The sequence below is a fragment of the Nonomuraea sp. NPDC050394 genome (assembly GCF_044459065.1).
Lineage (GTDB): Bacteria > Actinomycetota > Actinomycetes > Streptosporangiales > Streptosporangiaceae > Nonomuraea.
The window spans coordinates 844,662-860,928 of sequence record NZ_JBITIO010000003.1; the positions used below are offsets into that span (position 1 = coordinate 844,662).

The window sequence follows — 16,267 nt, forward strand, 5'->3', positions numbered from 1 at the left end:
TCACGAACCCGTCCGATCCGGCTGGAGGACGGGCGGGTCGCACTTCCAGGAGAGCACCTCGCGCCCGCTGTGGGGGTCGACGATGACCCGCTTCTCGCGGCACGCGTCCTTCCGCCCCTGCTCCATGACCTGCAGCGTCCAGGTCACCGCGAACGGCCCGGCCCAGGCGGCCATCTCCTCGGCCGCCGCGGCGCCGAGCGTGTCCCCCGGCACCGCCGAGCGCGGCACCAGGATGGCGGTGACCGTGTTCCGGCCCGGCTGGGCCTGCAGGCCGGTCCGCATCCAGCTGGGCACGTTCGCCCGGCCGCCGCACGGCTCGTTGGCCACGCGCATGCCGTTCAGCCACACCAGCAGGTAGGTGTCGAGCCGGCATTCCACCGCGATGGCGACCTTGGCCGGCGCGCCGGCCAAGAACGTGAGCGTCTCCCTCTTGCCGCCCTTGGTGAACTGCCTGGCCACCGTCGGCGGATTCAGCCAGATGTCGCTGGGGGCCGGCTGGGCCAGGACGCCTTCCCACACCTCCTCCCGGGAGGGCGTGGCCGTACCGGAGGAAAGGGCGGCGACGGCCACGGCGGCCGCCGCCACGGCCGTGACCGCCCGCAGGCGGCGGGTGCGGATGCGGCGGACCCTGCGGTCGACGTCCGCGACGGTCACGCCCCGGTGGCGGCCGTCGAGGCTGTCGGACTCCAGCAGTTCGCGCAGATCCCGCTCGGTGAGGGTCATGGATCAGCTCCCCGTGTTGACCGCGGACCTGGCCGCGGGGTCGAGCCGCAGCTTGGCCAGCGCGCGGCTGGCCTGGCTGCGTACGGTGGCCACCGAGCAGCCGAGGATCTCCCCGATGGCCGCGTCCGGCAGATCCTCGAAGTAGCGCAGCACGATCACCGCACGCTGGCGGGCGGGCAGGGCCGCCAGGGCGGTTCTGAGCGCGTCCCGGGCGCCGAGCTGGGCCTCGGGGTCCGCCGGGTGCGGCGTGTCGGGCAGCTCGCCGGTCGGCACCTCGCCGCGCCAGCGCCGCCGCCACCATGAGGCGTGGGTGTTGGTGAGGATGCGGTAGACGTACGGGTCGGGGTTGCCGCCGACCCGGCGCCACGCGGTCCAGGCCTTGGCCAGCGCGGTCTGCACCAGGTCCTCGGCGGTCGCCCAGTCGCGGCACAGCAGGTAGGCGGTCCTCAGCAGGCGCGGGGCGCGTTCGCCGACATAGCGCTCGAAGTCTGCGCGATCCCGCATTCCGATGGTCCTCACTGCGCGGTGGATGTCACCGATCAGTACGCGCGAGCCACCGCCGGGCGTTGCACGCGCCCGGTGGATCGTCCACGGGAATGGTCAGTCGCCCAGGCGGCGGGGGTCTCCGTAGGGCTGGCCGGGGGTCAGGCCGAGGTGTTCGCGCCAGGCGGACCACCCGCGCTTGATCGGCTTGGCGCGGGCGTCGCCGTACACCTTGATGTCCCCCATGATCGCGTAGCCGTGCACGCGCACGACGGGCACGTTCATGCCGGGGGCGGCCTCCAGCACGTCGACCTTCTTGTCGCCCATGAAGGCGAAGCCGTCGAGGTCGACGTCCACGCCGTCGGGCACGATGATCTTGACGTCGCCCATGACGGCGACGGCGGTGATGTCGATGACGTTCGTGCGGACCTCGGCCTCGCGCAGGTCCATCACCACGTCACCCATGACCGCCACCGCGCCGAGCTCCTGGTCGACCCGCCACTTGCCGCGCCGCTTGGTGTCGCCCATGAACGCCAGGAACCAGCGCTTCTTGCGCTCGGGCGCCGGCGCGGGAGACCCCAGGGGCGCGACACCGGCGGCGGGCAGGTCCTGAGTGAGAAGCGCCAGCTCGGCGTGGGTGGTCGCCGTGTAGGCCGCCTCGGTGCGGTCGGTGAGCTCCACGAGGGTGAGCCTGCCGTCGACTGAGGCGACGCGCAGTTGCTCGACGACGGCCTCGCGCTCGGCGTCGGAAGCGCGCAGTTCCCCAGAGTCTGTCATAGTCGCAACATATCGCGTCTTGTGACTGCCGCGGTCCTCCCGAAGGAGGATTCCTCGTCCATCGAACCGCGCACCCCGCCGGGACGTTCGTCGGGGTTGGGGCAGTGAGGCGTTAGGGTCGCTGTCATGCGTGAGGAAGAGCTGTACCAGGCGGCGTTGAAGGGCGACCTGGAGACGGCGGGCACGTTGCTCGCCGCCGGGGCGGACGCCAACGAGGCCGGTGAGGAAGGGGAAGGGCTGCCGCTCTGCGCGGCCGCGGCCTGGGACCGGGTGTCCGTCATCGGGGCGCTCCTGGCCGCCGGAGCCGATGTCAACGCGAAGGAGAGCGGCGGCTGGCACGCCCTGCTGTGGGCCGCCGCCAACGGCAACGCCGACGCCGCCCGCGCGCTCATCGAGGCAGGCGCGCAGGTCGACGAGCCGAACGAGGACGGCGACACCCCGCTCAGCCTGGCCTCCAGGCGCGGCGCGCTCGGGGTGGTCCGGGAACTGCTGGCGGCCGGGGCCGACCCGGAGAAGTACGACGGCGACGGCGACAGCCCCTACGACATCGCGATCGACTGGGTCGGCGTCCACCTGGAGACCGCGCTGCTCGACCAGATCGGGCAGGAGGACTGGGAGTACGTCGTGGGCAGGCAGTTCGCCAAGGACGGCACCGAGCTGGTGACGGTGGCCGGCCGTTCCGCCGACGGCGAGGAGAGCGAGCAGGTGCAGGCCCAGCGCGGGCACGCGGCCGTCGCCACCCTCCTGGAGGACGCCACCGGGCTCTACACGCCCATCCCCCAGCTCGTCGCCAGGGCGCTGGCCCACCGCGACGTCGACGAGGACGCGGAGACCTGGTGGGTCGTCGCCGACTCGCTGGGCAAGCGGGCCGACGAGGAGACGTACGAGGCGCTGGCGCGGTTGTGCGTGAGCGAGGACGCGCGCGAGCGGGAGTTCGGCGTGGACGCGATCGCGCAGTACGGCGTCACCGAGGACGGCGAGAAGCCCTACCTGGAGCGCACGCTGCCGCTGCTGCAGAAGATGGCCACCACCGAGGGGAACCCGCAGGTGCTGCGCTCGGTGCTGGCCGCGCTCGGGCACCAGGGCGACCCGCGGGCGCTGCCGCAGGTGCTCGACGTGCTCGGCCGCCCGGACCACCAGCGCACGATGACCGACGCGATCGCGCTGGCCGACGTGCTGCCGCCCGGCCACGCCGAGGGGCTGGCGCTGCTGGTCTCGATGACGCGCGACGACGACTCCGAGGTAAGGGACTGGGCGACCGCCGGGCTGTCCTCGCTCGACGCCGACACCCCGGAGATCAGGGACGTGCTGGCCCAGCGGCTGGACGACAGCGACCTGCGCACGGTGGCCGAGGCCACGCGGGGGCTGGCCGAGCGGGGTGACGCGCGGGCCGAGGCCGGGGTGAAGCGCGTGCTGGCCGAGAGCGACGACTCCTACGAACGCGAGATGGTCACCGAGGCGGCCGCCAAGCTCTGACCCCTGGACCTTTCAGGGGCCGGACAGGGCCGGTGCGGTGCGCAGGATGTCGGCGGCCAGGGCGTGGTCACCCGTGATGTCGGCGGGGAACGACTCGGGCTCGCCGCGCCCGCCCAGCAGGAAGCAGAAGCCGATCACGTCGGTGGTGATCGAGACGTCCGGGGTGCCGGGGCCGGTGTCATGGACGCCGAGCGGCATGGTCCACTCCCCGCCGCCCGGGCCGGTCAAGGTCAGGTGGAGGGTACGGCCGGCGCCGTCCACCCCGGACAGCATCATCGTCCACGGCAGCAGGCGGGCGCACAGGTCGGCGGTCGGCCGGATGTGGGCGGGGACGGGGTGCGGCAGGCGTAGCCCGGCGACCGAAGCGGCGTCGTCGGTGTGGATCCACGTCTCCAGGCCGCGGGCCAGGACATGGTCGCTGACCGCGCCGGCCACGCCGTCGAGCGTGGCGGGGGTGTCGGGGGTCAGGCCGCCGAGGTGGCGGCAGAGGGCGTCCGCCTGTGCCCGCCAGTCGCGCCGGGTCTGCTCGGGGCTGCGCGCCCGCTCGTACTCCTGCACCTGGAGGGTGCGTCCCATCGCGTCGAGCGCGTCGAGCGCGGGGCCGAGCACGGGGGCGCCGACCGAGGCGGCCAGCAGCCCGTCCTTGGCGGCGAGGTGGGCGACGAGTTCCTGCAGCGTCCAGCCTTCGACGATCTCGCGGGCCCAGTCGTCGTCCATCGCGGCGGCCAGCAGCGCGTCCATGGCGGCCACCCGTCCGGCGTACGGCTCCGCCCACGCGGCCGTGGGCGCGGCGGGCCGGCGGCGGGCCCTCGCCCCGGCCAGCAGCTGCGGCCGGAGCGACCGCTCGGGCACGGCCGCTTCCTCCATGAGGGCGTCCAGGTACAGACGCTCGACGGGCTCCATCACACCTCTTCCTCTGCCAGCGCGTCGGCCAGGCGCCGCAGCGCCAGCCTGATGCGTGACTTGGCCGTGCCCTCGGGCACGCCCAGTTCCTCGCCCACTTGCCGATATGTACGGCCACCGAAGTACGCCAGTTCGATCGCCTCGCGTAAACCTTCGGGCAGCCGGGTGACCGCTTGGCGTACCCGCTTGGCCTCGTCGGCGGCGAGCACGGTCTCCTCCAGTCTCTCAGGCGGGGGCTCGAAAAGCCTCGGGCCCAGGACGGAGACCCGGCGCCGCTCCTCGGCGCGTACATGGTCGACGGCGCGCCGGTGCGCGATCGTGGCCAGCCAGGCGCGCAGGGTGCCGCGGTCGGGATCGTAGGCCAGGGGCCGTTCCCAGAGGATCAGGAACACCTCCTGGGTGATGTCCTCGGCGATCACACGGTCCCTGGTGACGCGGAGCGAGAGACCGAAGATCAGCGAGGAGAGGTGGTCATACACCTCCCCGAGCGCGGACTCATCGCCGCCGACCACCCGTTGATGCAACAGGCGGTCGTCGAACGGTGCCTCCACTGGCACCACACTCCCGTGATCCGGACCTAGGCGGCGGGTGCGCCGCGACCCGAGCATGTCACTATTCGCCGGAAATGTTGAGCCGGATGACGAACGAACCCCTCGATTTCCCCACGCCCTCCCGGGCCCGGCCCGGCACACGGGGCGTGGTCCCCGAGGCGGCGTGGGTGGGGCTGCCGGAGGGTGTCCCGGGCAGGAGGTGGGGGTCCTGCCCGGGATCCGCGCGGGGAGGGGCGCCGCGCGGAGTTTCGGGAGAAACGCGGTGAGGTGGGGCGGCGGATACGGGTGGGGATACGGGTGGGGATCCGGTTGGGGGTGCCGAGGCCCGCTGGGTGCTGGAAATTCGGTGAGGGTGCTGGGGCCCCAGAGGTGATGGGGCCCAGTCGGGGGCTGGTGGGGCTGTTGGGGCCGGTGAGGTGTGGTTGCCGGGGATGTGGGGTGGTGGTGGGGCGTGGGGAGATGGGCGTGGGGTGGTGGTGGGGCGTGAGGAGATGGGCGTGGGGTGGTGGTGGGGCGTGAGGAGATGGGCGTGGGGTGGTGGTGGGGCGTGAGGAGATGGGCGTGGGGTGGTGGGGCTGTGGGGCTGTGGGGCTGTGGGGGGGGGGCGGGGCTGTGGGGTGGGTTAGGAGGAGGGGTAGGGCGGGGTGGGGTAGGAGGTGGTGATGCGGTGGTGGTAGGCGGCCACGGTTTCGGCTGTTGCCTGGTCGCCGTCCAGGATGGTGGCGATGCGGGCCTGGGACCTCAGGGCGAAGGATTCGGCCCACCAGTCGCGGGGTCCCGGGGCGGGGCGGTCGCGGAAGAGGGGAAGGCACCGGCGGGTCAGGGCTCGCCACTCCAGGGTCGAGGACAGGCCGTCGAGGTCGCACAGGGCGTGGGCGGCGAGCATGCGTGCCGGGGAAGGGGACGGTAGGTCGCGCCACAGGGCCGGGCGGGAGAAGGGGAGGCTGCGGCCGGTGATGCCGTCCGGGTCCTTGACGACGTAACCGATGCCGGTGCCGCCTATCCACAGCATGGCCAGCCCGGTGGCCAGGCGGTGGGCGGGGCCGTACTCGAGAGTGGCCAGGTCGTCCACGGCGGTGACGAAGTCGGGGCGTGGCGGGCCGTCCTTGGGGGACCACAATCGGCGCAGTACGCGTTCGAGCGGGCCGCACCAGCGGCGGCCGTCGCGCGGGGTGGGGCGGAGATCCTCCGGATGGGGCGGGCACCAAGCGGGCGTCATCATCATGCCCGGTAATAGTCCGGCCGCCCGGCTTTCCTTACGGCTCCGCGCGGCCGCGTCTCTCATCACCGCACGAAGCCGCTCTGCGAAGCCGCCACACGAAGGCACCCCAAGAAGTCGCCTTGCCAAGCCGCCTTGCAAAACCGACCTCGCCGAGCCGTCTTCCGCCGACCTTGCCAAGCCGCCTTGCGGGGCCACTGTGCCGAGCCGTCGGGCCAAGGCGCTCGCCGGGCCACCTCTCACCGCTGGACGGAGCCGAGCCGAGCGGGGGCGGGCGGGGCGATGGGTCAGTCGCTCATGGTGGCCGCGTCGGCGCGGTCGAGGAAGGTCCAGAAGTCGCGGACGCAGGGCGGCGTGACCTCCAGGCCGGGCGCGGGCCGCAGCATCACGCGCTCCACCCCCAGCAGGTCGCCGTTCCCCCGGTCGGCCACCAGCACCCACCGGTCGGCGGTGCCCACGTCGAAGGCCACCCCCTGCCCCCTGCGTTCGCGCCGGTCGGTGATCTGGCCCAGCGTGCGCAGGCCCGGCCGGTCGGCCAGGACCCGCCACAGCGCGGCCGCGCGCGGAGCGTCGAGGACCTCGCTCTCGTTGAGGGAGATGATGGCGGTGACCAGTCCGTACGTCTCGGGTTCCGCCGACAGGCGGGCGCGCAGTTCGCCGGGGTCTCCGGGGAGCGGGAGTCCCGGCCGGTACGCCCCCTCCCGCCCCGCCTGCCCTTGGACGAGGCGTTCACCGTCGACGGTCAGCGTGTACTCCACCCGGCGGCCGGAACCCCGCACCGGCGTCCACTGCCTGGACAACGCGCCGGCCCGCCCGCCCGGCCTCAGCAGCGACGACGCCACCGTGATCCGGCCGTGGCCGCGCGCCGCCACCCGTCCGGCCCGTGCCGCCGCCTCGGCCAGGCCGAGGACGACACGCCGGGCCCCGCCCCCGGTTCCCGGCAGTTTGCGCGGCCGGGGCCCCGGTTCTCCGCACAGCGCCAGCGGCGCGCCGGGATAGCGGAAGTAGGCGGCGACGGTCATCTGGCCCGGCGCCCTCGCCGTGGGGATGGCGCCGGCGGCGAGGATGACCAGGCCGGTGGCCAGCGCCGCGCCGAACGTCAGCCGCCAGGACAGGGTGGAGCCTCGGCGCGGCCGGGCCGTACCGAGGATCTCGGCGAGCAGCAGTTCGTCGGGCGGCACCTCGTGCGGGGCCGGGTCGTGGCGTGCCATCAGCCGTGCGAGCTCGTCCATCAGCTCCCCTCCTGGAACCCGAGCGTGCGCAGGTGCTCGCGCAGGCGTGCCCTGGCCCGGCTGAGCCGGGTGGCCATGGTGCCGGCGCGGCAGCCGGCGACCGTGGCGGCCTCCTCCACGCTGAGCCCCTCCCAGTAGAAGAGGCGCAGGGCCTCCCTGTCCTTGCCGGCCAGCCTCGCCAGCGCCTCGTGGAAGGCGAGCCGGGTGACGATCTCGCCGTCGAGGCCCTGGTCGGCCGACGGCGCGCGCCACACGGCCAGCCGGTCGGCCAGGGCCTGCCGTCTGCGCAGGCCGCGCCACTCGTTGCTGACCTGGCCGCGGGCGATGCCGAGCAGCCAGACCCGCTCGGCACGGCGTTCGCCGGGCGCCTGCCCGAGACGGCGGAAGGCGTCGGTGAAGGTGCGCGCGGCGACGTCGGGCGCCGCGTCCCGCCCTACTCTGCGCGCGGCGTAGCGCAGCACCGTGGAGTAGTGGCGGTGGTACAACGCGGCATACCGTTCATCGTCCTCCGGCACGGGGCCCTCCGCTGCGGGGATTACGACGCTCCGCTCCGATTACAACCGACCACTCATGGTCACCGCGGCGATACAGGATATGTTCGGACCTGTATCGGCAATCGATGAAGGGACTATCGCCATGGCGACCACGCGTACGGCCACCACGCAGTGGAAGGGCGCGCTGCTCGACGGCTCCGGTACGGTCTCGCTCGACACCTCCGGCGTCGGCACCTTCGAGGTCTCCTGGCCGTCGAGGGCCGAGGCGGCCAACGGCAAGACCTCGCCCGAGGAGCTCATCGCCGCCGCCCACTCCTCCTGCTTCTCGATGGCGCTGTCCCACGGCCTGGCCGGGGCCGGTACGCCGCCGGAGTCGCTGGAGACCCGCGCCGAGGTGACCTTCCAGCCGGGCGAGGGCATCACGGGCATCGTGCTCAGCGTGAAGGGCCACGTCCCCGGCCTGACGCCCGGCCAGTTCCAGGAGGCGGCCGAGACGGCGAAGGCGAACTGCCCCGTCAGCAAGGCCCTCGCGGGAACCACGATCAGCCTGAATGCGGAACTGCTCTAGCAACGGGACGATCGCGTGCGACAATCGGGTCACATGCGTGAGGTCTGGCCGGGCGAGCCCTATCCACTCGGCGGCACCTGGGATGGCGTGGGCACCAGCTTCTCGGTGTTCTCCGAGGTCGCCGAGCGGGTCGAGCTGTGCCTTTTTCAGGACGACGGCTCCGAGGAGCGCGTTGATCTGCCGGAGATGGATGGGTTCGTCTGGCATGGCTACCTGCCCGGGATCGCCCCCGGCCAGCGGTACGGCTACCGCGTCCACGGCCCGTTCGCGCCCTCGCAGGGCCACCGCTGCAACCCGGCCAAGCTGCTGCTCGACCCGTACGCCAAGGCGATCGACGGGGAGCTGACCTGGAACGAGGCGCTGTTCGCCTACCGGTTCACCAATCCGGCCGAGTTCAACGACGCCGACAGCGCGCCGTACATGCCGAAGAACGTGGTGATCAATCCGTTCTTCGAGTGGGGCAACGACCGGCCGCCGCGCACGCCGTACCACCAGACGCTGATCTATGAGGCGCACGTGCGGGCGCTCACGATGCGCCACCCGTCGGTGCCGGCGGAGCAGCGGGGCACCTACGCGGGGATCGGGCATCCGGCGGTGATCGACCACCTGGTCTCGCTCGGGGTGACCGCGATCGAGCTGATGCCGGTGCACCACTTCGTGCCCGAGCACTTCCTGGTGGCGCGGGGGCTGACGAACTACTGGGGCTACAACACGATGGCCTTCCTGGCCCCGCACGGCCCCTATTCGAGCGCGGGCTCGCGCGGGGAGCAGGTGCTGGAGTTCAAGGCGATGGTGCGCGCCCTGCACGAGGCGGGCATCGAGGTCATCCTGGACGTGGTCTACAACCACACGGCCGAGGGCGACCACATGGGGCCGACGCTCGGCTTCCGCGGCATCGACAACTCGGCCTACTACCGGCTGCACGACGGCGACCGGCGCTACTACCTCGACTACACCGGCACCGGGAACTCGCTGAACGTCCGCTCGCCGCACGCGCTGCAGCTGATCATGGACTCGCTGCGTTACTGGGTGCTGGACATGCACGTGGACGGCTTCCGCTTCGACCTGGCCTCGGCGCTGGCGCGGGAGCTGCACGACGTGGACCGGCTGAGCGCGTTCTTCGACCTGATCCAGCAGGATCCGGTGATCTCGCAGGTGAAGCTGATCGCCGAGCCGTGGGACGTGGGCCCCGGCGGCTATCAGGTCGGCAACTTCCCGCCGCTGTGGACGGAGTGGAACGGCAAGTACCGTGACACGGTGCGCGACTTCTGGCGCGGGACCGGCTCGGCGCTGCCCGAGTTCGCCTCCCGGCTGACCGGCTCCGCCGACCTCTACGCCACCTCGGGCCGCCGGCCGGTCGCCTCCATCAACTTCGTGACCTGCCACGACGGCTTCACCCTCACCGACCTGGTCTCCTACGACCGCAAGCACAACCTGGCCAACAGCGAGGACAACCGCGACGGCACCGACGACAACCGCTCCTGGAACTGCGGCGCCGAGGGCCCGGTCGAGGACCCGGACATCGTCCGCCTGCGCCACCGTCAGCGCCGCAACTTCCTGGCCACGCTCTTCCTGTCGCAGGGCGTGCCGATGCTCTCCCACGGCGACGAGCTGGGCCGTTCGCAGCGTGGCAACAACAACGCCTACTGCCAGGACAACGAGCTGACCTGGATCGACTGGACGGCCGTCCACACCGAGTCGGACCTGCTGGAGTTCACGCGGTCGCTGGCCAGGCTGCGCCGCGAGCACCCGGTCTTCCAGCGCCGCCGCTTCTTCCGCGGCCGCACCGCCGACAACGGCCGCGACCTGGTGTGGCTGACCCCGGCCGGCGCCGAGATGAGCGCCGGCGACTGGCACACCGGCTACGCCAAGTCGCTCATGGTCTATCTCAACGGCGACGCCATCACCGAGCCGGGCCCGCGCGGTGAGCGCATCCAGGACGACTCGTTCCTGCTGCTCATCAACGCCCACCACGAGGACATGACGTTCACGCTGCCGGGCGAGGAGTTCGGCGCGGCCTGGCAGACCGTCTTCGACACCAGTGACGACACCGCCCGCGACGAGCCCTTCCCCGACGAGCAGTGGCTGCCCGCCGCGCTGGTCGCCGTCGCCTCGCGCAGCCTGCAGCTCCTGCAGCTCAAAACCCCCTAAACCCTCTCAGAAGTACGGCAAGCCACCCCCACGCCACCCGCCGCACCGCGCGGGCGCCGATCGTGGGGGTCGCTGCTCACGTCGCACGTGGTCCCCGCCGTCACGGCCCCCTGGTTGGTGTACCGATGCACCATCAAAGACCCAAAGCCCTCGTGCCCTCCCAGTGAACTCCCTGTTGACCATGGCAAGAGGCGTCCCTATGGTTGGTGCATCGATTCATCGGCGCCCCTTCCCCCCAGAACTGAGAGGCATCCCATGGACCTGACGAGACGGGGTTTCCTTGCTGCGCTAGGCGCCCTCGGCACGGCCGCGGTCGCCACCGGGTGCGCCGACGGCGGTTCCTCGGCCGGGAGCGCCGACGGCGCCGTGGAGGGCGAGATCACGCTCCTGACCCCGATGTTCGAGGGGTCCAGCGGCAAGCGCCTCCTCGAAGGCACGCTGCTGCCCGCGTTCCTGAAGCGGCACCCCAAAACCAGGGTGCGCGTCGACTACACCACCTACGCCGCGCTCAACGAGAAGATCACCACCGCGCTGGCCGGCGGGCTCCTGCCCGACGTGCTCATGCTGGGCGTCGGCTGGGTGCCGCCGTTCGCGCACAAGAAGGTGCTGGCTCCGCTGCCCGACTCCGTGGCCGCCCGCCACCAGTACGAGCCCAGGGTGCTGGAGCCCTCCCGCCACGACGGCAAGCTCTACGCGCTGCCGGTGGTGCTCGACACCCGGGTGGTCGCCTATCGCAAGGACCTGTTCGACAAGGCCGGGATCAAGGGGACGCCCCAGGACTGGACCGAGCTGCGCGCCCTCGCCAAGGAGCTGACCAGGCGCGACGGCGCGGGCAAGCTGGCCACCGCGGGCTTCGACCCGTTCTCTGTGGACCTGCGGCAGTGCTGGGAGACGTTGCTGTTCGCCAACGGGGGCAAGCTGTTCGACGAGGCCGGCCGTACCCCGTTGTTCGACGACGAGCGCGGGGTCGCGGCGCTGCAGCTCTTCCTCGACCTGATCGCCGACAAGAGCACCGAGTACTCCTTCAAGTCCGAGACCGGCCAGCCGAGCCTCATCCAGCAGGGCAAGGCGGCGATGGCGATGACCACGACCGCGCTGTGGCTGCAGATGGAACAGCAGACGCCCGAGCTGATCAAGGACGACGTCATCGGCACGTTCGTGGTCCGCAACACCAACGAGGCGATGCTGCAGGGCGGCACGCTGGCCTCGGTGTCGGCGCACAGCAAGCGGCCGGCCGTGGCGCGGGCGCTGGTGGAGTTCCTGGCCAGCCCGGAGGTGATCCTGCCCGCGTCCCGGCAGCGCGGCTCGGTGCCCGCGGTGCGGAGCCTGCGCGACAGCGAGTACGTGAAGAAGAACAAGTTCGTCGGCTTCGCGCTGGACAACCTGGACAAGGCCTACTCCGAGGGCGGCACCGCGGCCTGGATGGAGATCCGCGAGAAGATCAAGCCGACGCTGGAGACCGCGGTCGTCGGCCAGCGCGGCGCCGCCGAGGCGCTCAAGGAGCTGTCCGGCCTGGCCGCCGCCGCGATCGGCCGGCTCTGATGGCACTCGGCACGCTCGCCCCGCCCCGTCCACCGCGCGCGACGCCCCGGCCGGCGCGCTCGTCGCGCTCGCGCCGGCGCGCCGGGTACCTGATGGTGGCGCCGGCGTTCCTGCACATGCTGCTGTGGACCGGGCTGCCGCTGGTCGCCGCGGTGTTCCTGGCGTTCACCTCCTACGACATCCTGAGCGCGCCGGAGTTCGTCGGGCCGGCCAACTTCACCGAGATGTTCGGCGACCCGGTCTTCCGCCGTGCCGTGCTCAACACCGTCATCTACGCGATCTTCACGGTGCCGGTGGCGATGGGCATCGCGCTGGTGATCGCCGTCCTGCTCAACGGCAACGTGCGCGGTCGCAGGCTGTTCCGCACCGCGGTGTTCCTGCCGCAGGTCACGGCCACGATCGCGGTCGCGCTGGTCTGGCTGTGGATCTACAACCCGCGCGGCGGGCTGCTCAACGCGGTCCTGTCGTTCTTCGGCGTCGCCGGGCCCAGCTGGCTGTCGTCCACGACGTGGGCGCTGCCCGCGGTGATCGCGGTCGGCGTCTGGCAGGGCATCGGCATGAAGATGCTGATCTACCTCGCCGCGCTGCAGAACCTGCCGCCCGAGCTGTACGAGGCGGCCTCGGTCGACGGGGCCTCCAAGGTGCGCCAGTTCTTCAAGATCACGGTGCCGCTGCTGCGCCCGGCGACGTTCTTCGTCTTCGTCACCTCGGTGATCGGCGCCTTCCAGTCCTTCGACCAGATCTACGTCCTGACCGACGGCGGCCCCGCCCACAGCACCACGATGATCACCTACGAGGTGTACAAGTCGGCCTTCCGCGAGTTCCGCATGGGCTACGCCTGCGCGCAGTCGCTGGTGCTGTTCGCCATCCTGATCGCCCTCACGCTGATCAACCGGCGGGTCATCGGAGGCGACCGTGTCACGGCTTAGCCGCAGGATCGGCCTCTACGCCGCGCTGAGCGTGATCGCGGTCATCATGATCGCGCCGTTCGTGTGGATGGTGCTCACCTCGCTCAAGACGCCTGCCGACATCGGCGCCAGCCCGCCGCCCCTGCTGCCGACCACGTGGGCGTGGAGCAACTACGTGGACGCCTTCGCCGCGGCGCCGTTCGCGACCTATGCCCGCAACAGCCTGATCATCGCGGTCAGCCACACGCTGATCAACGTCACCTTCGCCTCGATGGCCGGGTACGCGCTGGCGCGGCTGCGCCTGCCCGGATCACGATGGTTGTTCGCCGCCTTCGTGGGCGCGCTGATGATCCCCACCTACACGAAGATCCTGCCGGAGTTCCTGATCGTCCGGTTCATGCCGCTGGCCGGGGGCAACGACCTGTTCGGCCAAGGTGGCACCGGGTGGCTGGACTCGTGGTGGGGCCTGATCATCCCGGGCGCGATCGCGCCGTTCTCGGTGTTCCTGTTCCGGCAGTTCTACCTGTCGCTGCCCGTGGAACTGGAGGAGGCGGCGCGGCTGGACGGGCTCGGCGAGTTCGGCATCTACTCCCGCATCATGACGCCGCTGGTGAAGCCGGCCTTCGCCACCGTGGCGCTGCTCACGCTCGAAGGGTCATGGAACAACTTCCTGTGGCCGCTGCTGATCACGCGCAGGGACGACCTGCGGGTGATCCAGGTGGGCCTGTCGGTGTTCCAGACCGAGAACAACACGCAGTGGGCCTTCCTGATGGCCGGTACGACGCTGGCCACGCTGCCCATGGTGCTGCTGTTCGTCGCCTTCCAGCGCTACTTCGTCCAGGGCTTCGCCACCGCCGGCATCAAGTGACCCCCCCCGGAAGGATCTTCCATGTCCCTGCCTCTCACCCGGCGTACCGTCCTGATCGGCGCGGGTTTAGGAGCCACCGCCGCCTTCGTCGCCGGCCCGGCCCAGGCTCTCGTGGCCGATACCGCGGCGTTGCGGCTGCGGTGGCGGGCACTGCTGACCGGCGGCGACGGCATCGACGCCGCCGACCCTGACGTCGCCGCCGCCGTGGCGCGGATCGGGCGTACCGCCGCCGGGTTCCTCGCCACGCTCGACACCGGCGCCGGCCGTGGCGCGCTGTGGCCTGATCTGGCCGATCCGGCCCGTTCCGGCCATGTGACGTCGAGCTTCTCGCGGCTGGCGAAGATCGCGCTGTCGTGGGCGACGCCGGGCACCGGACATCACGCGCACGAGCCGACCCTGCGGGTGGTCCTGGACGCGCTGGACTGGATGTCCGGGCACCGCTACGGCCCCGCCCTGGCCCGCTACGACAACGACTGGGACTGGGAGATCGGCGCGCCCATCCAGCTCAACGACACGATGGTGCTGCTGCACGACGTTCTGGGGGCCGAGCGCCTGGCCAGGATGACGGCGGCGGTCCACCACTACACGCCCGACCCCAACCTGTGGCGGGCCGACCGGCAGATCGCCACCGGGGCCAACCGGGTGTGGGTGTGCACGGTCGTGGCGCTGCGGGCCGTACTGGATGGCGACGGGAGTGCGCTGGGCGAGGTCCGCGACGCGCTCAGCGACGTACGCGGCGGCGGCGCCAACAGCGTGCTGGCCTTCCAGGACGGCGGCGCCGGTGGCACCGGCGAGGGCTTCTACTCCGACGGATCGTTCCTGCAGCACTGGAAGCACCCCTACAACGGCGGCTACGGCAAGGAACTGCTCAACACGCTGTCCAAGCTGCTGCACCTGCTGGCCGGCAGCACGTGGGCGGTGCGCGACCCGGCCGTGGACAACGTGTTCCGCTGGGTGGACGAGGCGTTCGACCCGCTGATGTTCCGCGGCGACATGATGGCGGCCGTCTGCGGCCGCGAGGTGGCGCGGGAGAGCAAGCAGGGGCACGCCGCGGCGCAGCCGGTGATCGAGGCGGCGCTGCGGCTGGCGGGGGCCGACCCGAGCCGGGCCACCCACCTGACGCGGCTGGTCAAGCGCTGGATCACCGAGGACACCTACCGCGACTTCCTCAAGGTCACCGACCTGTCGTCGATCGTGCTGGCCCGCAAGGCCCTCGGCTCGGCCGCGCCCGCCTACCCGGCGCCGGTCCTGCACCGGCAGTACCCGCGGATGGACAAGGCCGTCCACCACCGCCCCGGCTTCGGCTACGCGGTCAGCGCGTACTCCACGCGGATCTACAACTACGAATCCATCCAGAACGAGAACCTGCGCGGCTGGCACCTGTCCGACGGCATGGTCCTGGTCTACGACGGCGACCTTGGCCACTACAGCGAGGACTACTGGCCGACCGTGGATCCGCACCGCCTGCCCGGCACCACCGTCGAGCGGCGCGCGCTCGCCGACGGGCAGGACCAGCGGCGCGTGTCCGCCGCCGACTGGGCAGGCGGCGCCGCGCTGCCCGGCACCACGCTGGCCGCCTACGGCATGGACCTGCGCGGCCTCGGCACCGGGCTGCGCGCGCTGAAGAGCTGGTTCTTCGTCGACGACGCGATCGTCTGCGTCGGCTCCGGGATCACCGGCCAGGACGTGGAGACCGTGCTGGAGAACCGCAAGCTGCGCGATCCGCAGGCCGTGCTGACGGTGAACGGCGCCGCCGTACCGGGCAGCCCGGGGACGCTGACCGGCGTGCGCTGGGCCCATCTCGCCGGCACCGGCGGCTACGTCCTGGCCGCTCCCACGCGGCTGCGGGCCGTGCGCGAGGCGCGTACCGGCCGGTGGAAGGACATCAACATCAAGTACGGCTCCGCCACCGAGGTCACCCGCACCTACCTGACCCTGTGGCTGGAGCACGCGGCGGGCACCGGCTACGCCTACACCCAGCTTCCCGCGGCCTCCGCCGGGCGGACGGCGGCGTGGTCGGCGGCGCCCGCCGCGCAGGTGGTCGCCGCGACGGGGGCGGTGCACGCGGTCGCCGGCCCGGGACGCCACTTCCTGGCGGCGAACTTCTGGGCCGCCGGGCGGGCCGTGGACCTGGCGGCCGACGGTCCCGCGTCGGTGGTGACCCGCAGGCGCGGCCCGGCGACGGCGGTGGCGGTATCCGATCCCACGCAGAAGCGCGATCGGGTGGTGGTGGAGCTGTTCCGGCCGGGGCTGCGGGTGGTACGGGCCGATCCGGGGGTGCGCGTGCGGACGCTGGCGGGCCGGATCCGGATCACCGCCGAGACCGCGGGCCGCCACGGAGCGACCCTCACCGCCGACCTGGCCTGAGAACA

15 protein-coding genes are annotated in these 16,267 nt (G+C 72.0%); 7 read left to right on the forward strand and 8 right to left on the reverse strand.

Features of this window, described 5'->3' with window-relative positions; genetic code table 11:
• The 3 genes from ACIBKY_RS16930 to ACIBKY_RS16940 all read right to left on the reverse strand — a co-directional run bounded on the left by ACIBKY_RS16930 (position 1) and on the right by ACIBKY_RS16940 (position 1,983).
• Complete coding sequence (locus tag ACIBKY_RS16930) at positions 1–723, reverse strand: hypothetical protein (protein WP_397097562.1); 723 nt, start codon at positions 721–723, stop codon at positions 1–3.
• Between the two features lie 3 nt (positions 724–726).
• Positions 727–1,227 carry a SigE family RNA polymerase sigma factor gene (locus ACIBKY_RS16935; RefSeq protein WP_397097563.1) on the reverse strand — a complete coding sequence of 167 codons (501 nt, stop codon included), beginning with the start codon at positions 1,225–1,227 and terminating at the stop codon, positions 727–729.
• 96 nt (positions 1,228–1,323) lie between these two features.
• A complete protein-coding gene (locus ACIBKY_RS16940; protein WP_397097564.1) occupies positions 1,324–1,983 on the reverse strand; it encodes a DUF1707 domain-containing protein in 660 nt (219 codons plus the stop codon).
• Between the two features lie 126 nt (positions 1,984–2,109).
• Between ACIBKY_RS16940 and ACIBKY_RS16945 the strand changes: the two genes are divergently transcribed.
• Positions 2,110–3,459, forward strand: coding sequence for an ankyrin repeat domain-containing protein (locus ACIBKY_RS16945; protein WP_397097565.1), 1,350 nt, complete (start codon positions 2,110–2,112; stop codon positions 3,457–3,459).
• A 12-nt stretch (positions 3,460–3,471) separates the two neighbouring features.
• Here ACIBKY_RS16945 and ACIBKY_RS16950 read toward each other — a convergent pair whose 3' ends face one another.
• From ACIBKY_RS16950 to ACIBKY_RS16970, 5 genes are all read right to left on the reverse strand, one after another.
• A complete protein-coding gene (locus tag ACIBKY_RS16950) occupies positions 3,472–4,362 on the reverse strand; it encodes a maleylpyruvate isomerase family mycothiol-dependent enzyme (protein ID WP_397097566.1) in 891 nt (296 codons plus the stop codon).
• Positions 4,362–4,913, reverse strand: coding sequence for a sigma-70 family RNA polymerase sigma factor (locus ACIBKY_RS16955; RefSeq protein WP_397097567.1), 552 nt, complete (start codon positions 4,911–4,913; stop codon positions 4,362–4,364). Before ACIBKY_RS16955 ends, ACIBKY_RS16950 begins: the two co-directional genes overlap by 1 nt.
• Positions 4,914–5,535: 622 nt before the next feature.
• Entirely contained in the window at positions 5,536–6,138 is a 603-nt protein-coding gene (locus ACIBKY_RS16960; RefSeq protein ID WP_397097568.1) for a hypothetical protein, read from the reverse strand.
• Positions 6,139–6,419: 281 nt separating this feature from the next.
• Positions 6,420–7,364 (reverse strand): hypothetical protein, encoded by a 945-nt coding sequence (locus ACIBKY_RS16965; RefSeq protein ID WP_397097569.1) that lies wholly within the window; start codon positions 7,362–7,364, stop codon positions 6,420–6,422.
• Positions 7,364–7,879, reverse strand: a complete 516-nt coding sequence (locus ACIBKY_RS16970; RefSeq protein WP_397097570.1) for an RNA polymerase sigma factor — start codon at positions 7,877–7,879, stop codon at positions 7,364–7,366. Before ACIBKY_RS16970 ends, ACIBKY_RS16965 begins: the two co-directional genes overlap by 1 nt.
• A gap of 121 nt (positions 7,880–8,000) precedes the next feature.
• Between ACIBKY_RS16970 and ACIBKY_RS16975 the strand changes: the two genes are divergently transcribed.
• The 6 genes from ACIBKY_RS16975 to ACIBKY_RS17000 all read left to right on the forward strand — a co-directional run bounded on the left by ACIBKY_RS16975 (position 8,001) and on the right by ACIBKY_RS17000 (position 16,262).
• Positions 8,001–8,426 carry an OsmC family peroxiredoxin gene (locus ACIBKY_RS16975; protein WP_397097571.1) on the forward strand — a complete coding sequence of 142 codons (426 nt, stop codon included), beginning with the start codon at positions 8,001–8,003 and terminating at the stop codon, positions 8,424–8,426.
• Positions 8,427–8,459: 33 nt separating this feature from the next.
• Complete coding sequence (glgX, locus tag ACIBKY_RS16980) at positions 8,460–10,577, forward strand: glycogen debranching protein GlgX (RefSeq protein WP_397097572.1); 2,118 nt, start codon at positions 8,460–8,462, stop codon at positions 10,575–10,577.
• Positions 10,578–10,832: 255 nt separating this feature from the next.
• Positions 10,833–12,119, forward strand: coding sequence for an ABC transporter substrate-binding protein (locus ACIBKY_RS16985; RefSeq protein WP_397097573.1), 1,287 nt, complete (start codon positions 10,833–10,835; stop codon positions 12,117–12,119).
• Positions 12,119–13,048 (forward strand): carbohydrate ABC transporter permease, encoded by a 930-nt coding sequence (locus ACIBKY_RS16990; protein ID WP_397097574.1) that lies wholly within the window; start codon positions 12,119–12,121, stop codon positions 13,046–13,048. Before ACIBKY_RS16985 ends, ACIBKY_RS16990 begins: the two co-directional genes overlap by 1 nt.
• Positions 13,035–13,895: a carbohydrate ABC transporter permease gene (locus tag ACIBKY_RS16995; RefSeq protein ID WP_397097575.1), complete on the forward strand. Its 861-nt coding sequence runs from the start codon at positions 13,035–13,037 to the stop codon at positions 13,893–13,895. The genes ACIBKY_RS16990 and ACIBKY_RS16995 overlap by 14 nt, the downstream gene beginning before the upstream one ends.
• Positions 13,896–13,916: 21 nt before the next feature.
• Positions 13,917–16,262 carry a polysaccharide lyase 8 family protein gene (locus tag ACIBKY_RS17000; protein WP_397097576.1) on the forward strand — a complete coding sequence of 782 codons (2,346 nt, stop codon included), beginning with the start codon at positions 13,917–13,919 and terminating at the stop codon, positions 16,260–16,262.
• The last annotated feature ends 5 nt before the right edge of the window (positions 16,263–16,267 follow it).

Coding starts and splice junctions, on each gene's coding strand:
- ACIBKY_RS16930 (WP_397097562.1), bottom strand. CDS start 723: ATGACCCTCACCGAGCGGGATCTGCGCGAACTGCTGGAGTCCGACAGC.
- ACIBKY_RS16935 (WP_397097563.1), bottom strand. CDS start 1,227: ATGCGGGATCGCGCAGACTTCGAGCGCTATGTCGGCGAACGCGCCCCG.
- ACIBKY_RS16940 (WP_397097564.1), bottom strand. CDS start 1,983: ATGACAGACTCTGGGGAACTGCGCGCTTCCGACGCCGAGCGCGAGGCC.
- ACIBKY_RS16945 (WP_397097565.1), top strand. CDS start 2,110: ATGCGTGAGGAAGAGCTGTACCAGGCGGCGTTGAAGGGCGACCTGGAG.
- ACIBKY_RS16950 (WP_397097566.1), bottom strand. CDS start 4,362: ATGGAGCCCGTCGAGCGTCTGTACCTGGACGCCCTCATGGAGGAAGCG.
- ACIBKY_RS16960 (WP_397097568.1), bottom strand. CDS start 6,138: ATGATGATGACGCCCGCTTGGTGCCCGCCCCATCCGGAGGATCTCCGC.
- ACIBKY_RS16965 (WP_397097569.1), bottom strand. CDS start 7,364: ATGGACGAGCTCGCACGGCTGATGGCACGCCACGACCCGGCCCCGCAC.
- ACIBKY_RS16975 (WP_397097571.1), top strand. CDS start 8,001: ATGGCGACCACGCGTACGGCCACCACGCAGTGGAAGGGCGCGCTGCTC.
- glgX (WP_397097572.1), top strand. CDS start 8,460: ATGCGTGAGGTCTGGCCGGGCGAGCCCTATCCACTCGGCGGCACCTGG.
- ACIBKY_RS16985 (WP_397097573.1), top strand. CDS start 10,833: ATGGACCTGACGAGACGGGGTTTCCTTGCTGCGCTAGGCGCCCTCGGC.
- ACIBKY_RS16990 (WP_397097574.1), top strand. CDS start 12,119: ATGGCACTCGGCACGCTCGCCCCGCCCCGTCCACCGCGCGCGACGCCC.
- ACIBKY_RS17000 (WP_397097576.1), top strand. CDS start 13,917: ATGTCCCTGCCTCTCACCCGGCGTACCGTCCTGATCGGCGCGGGTTTA.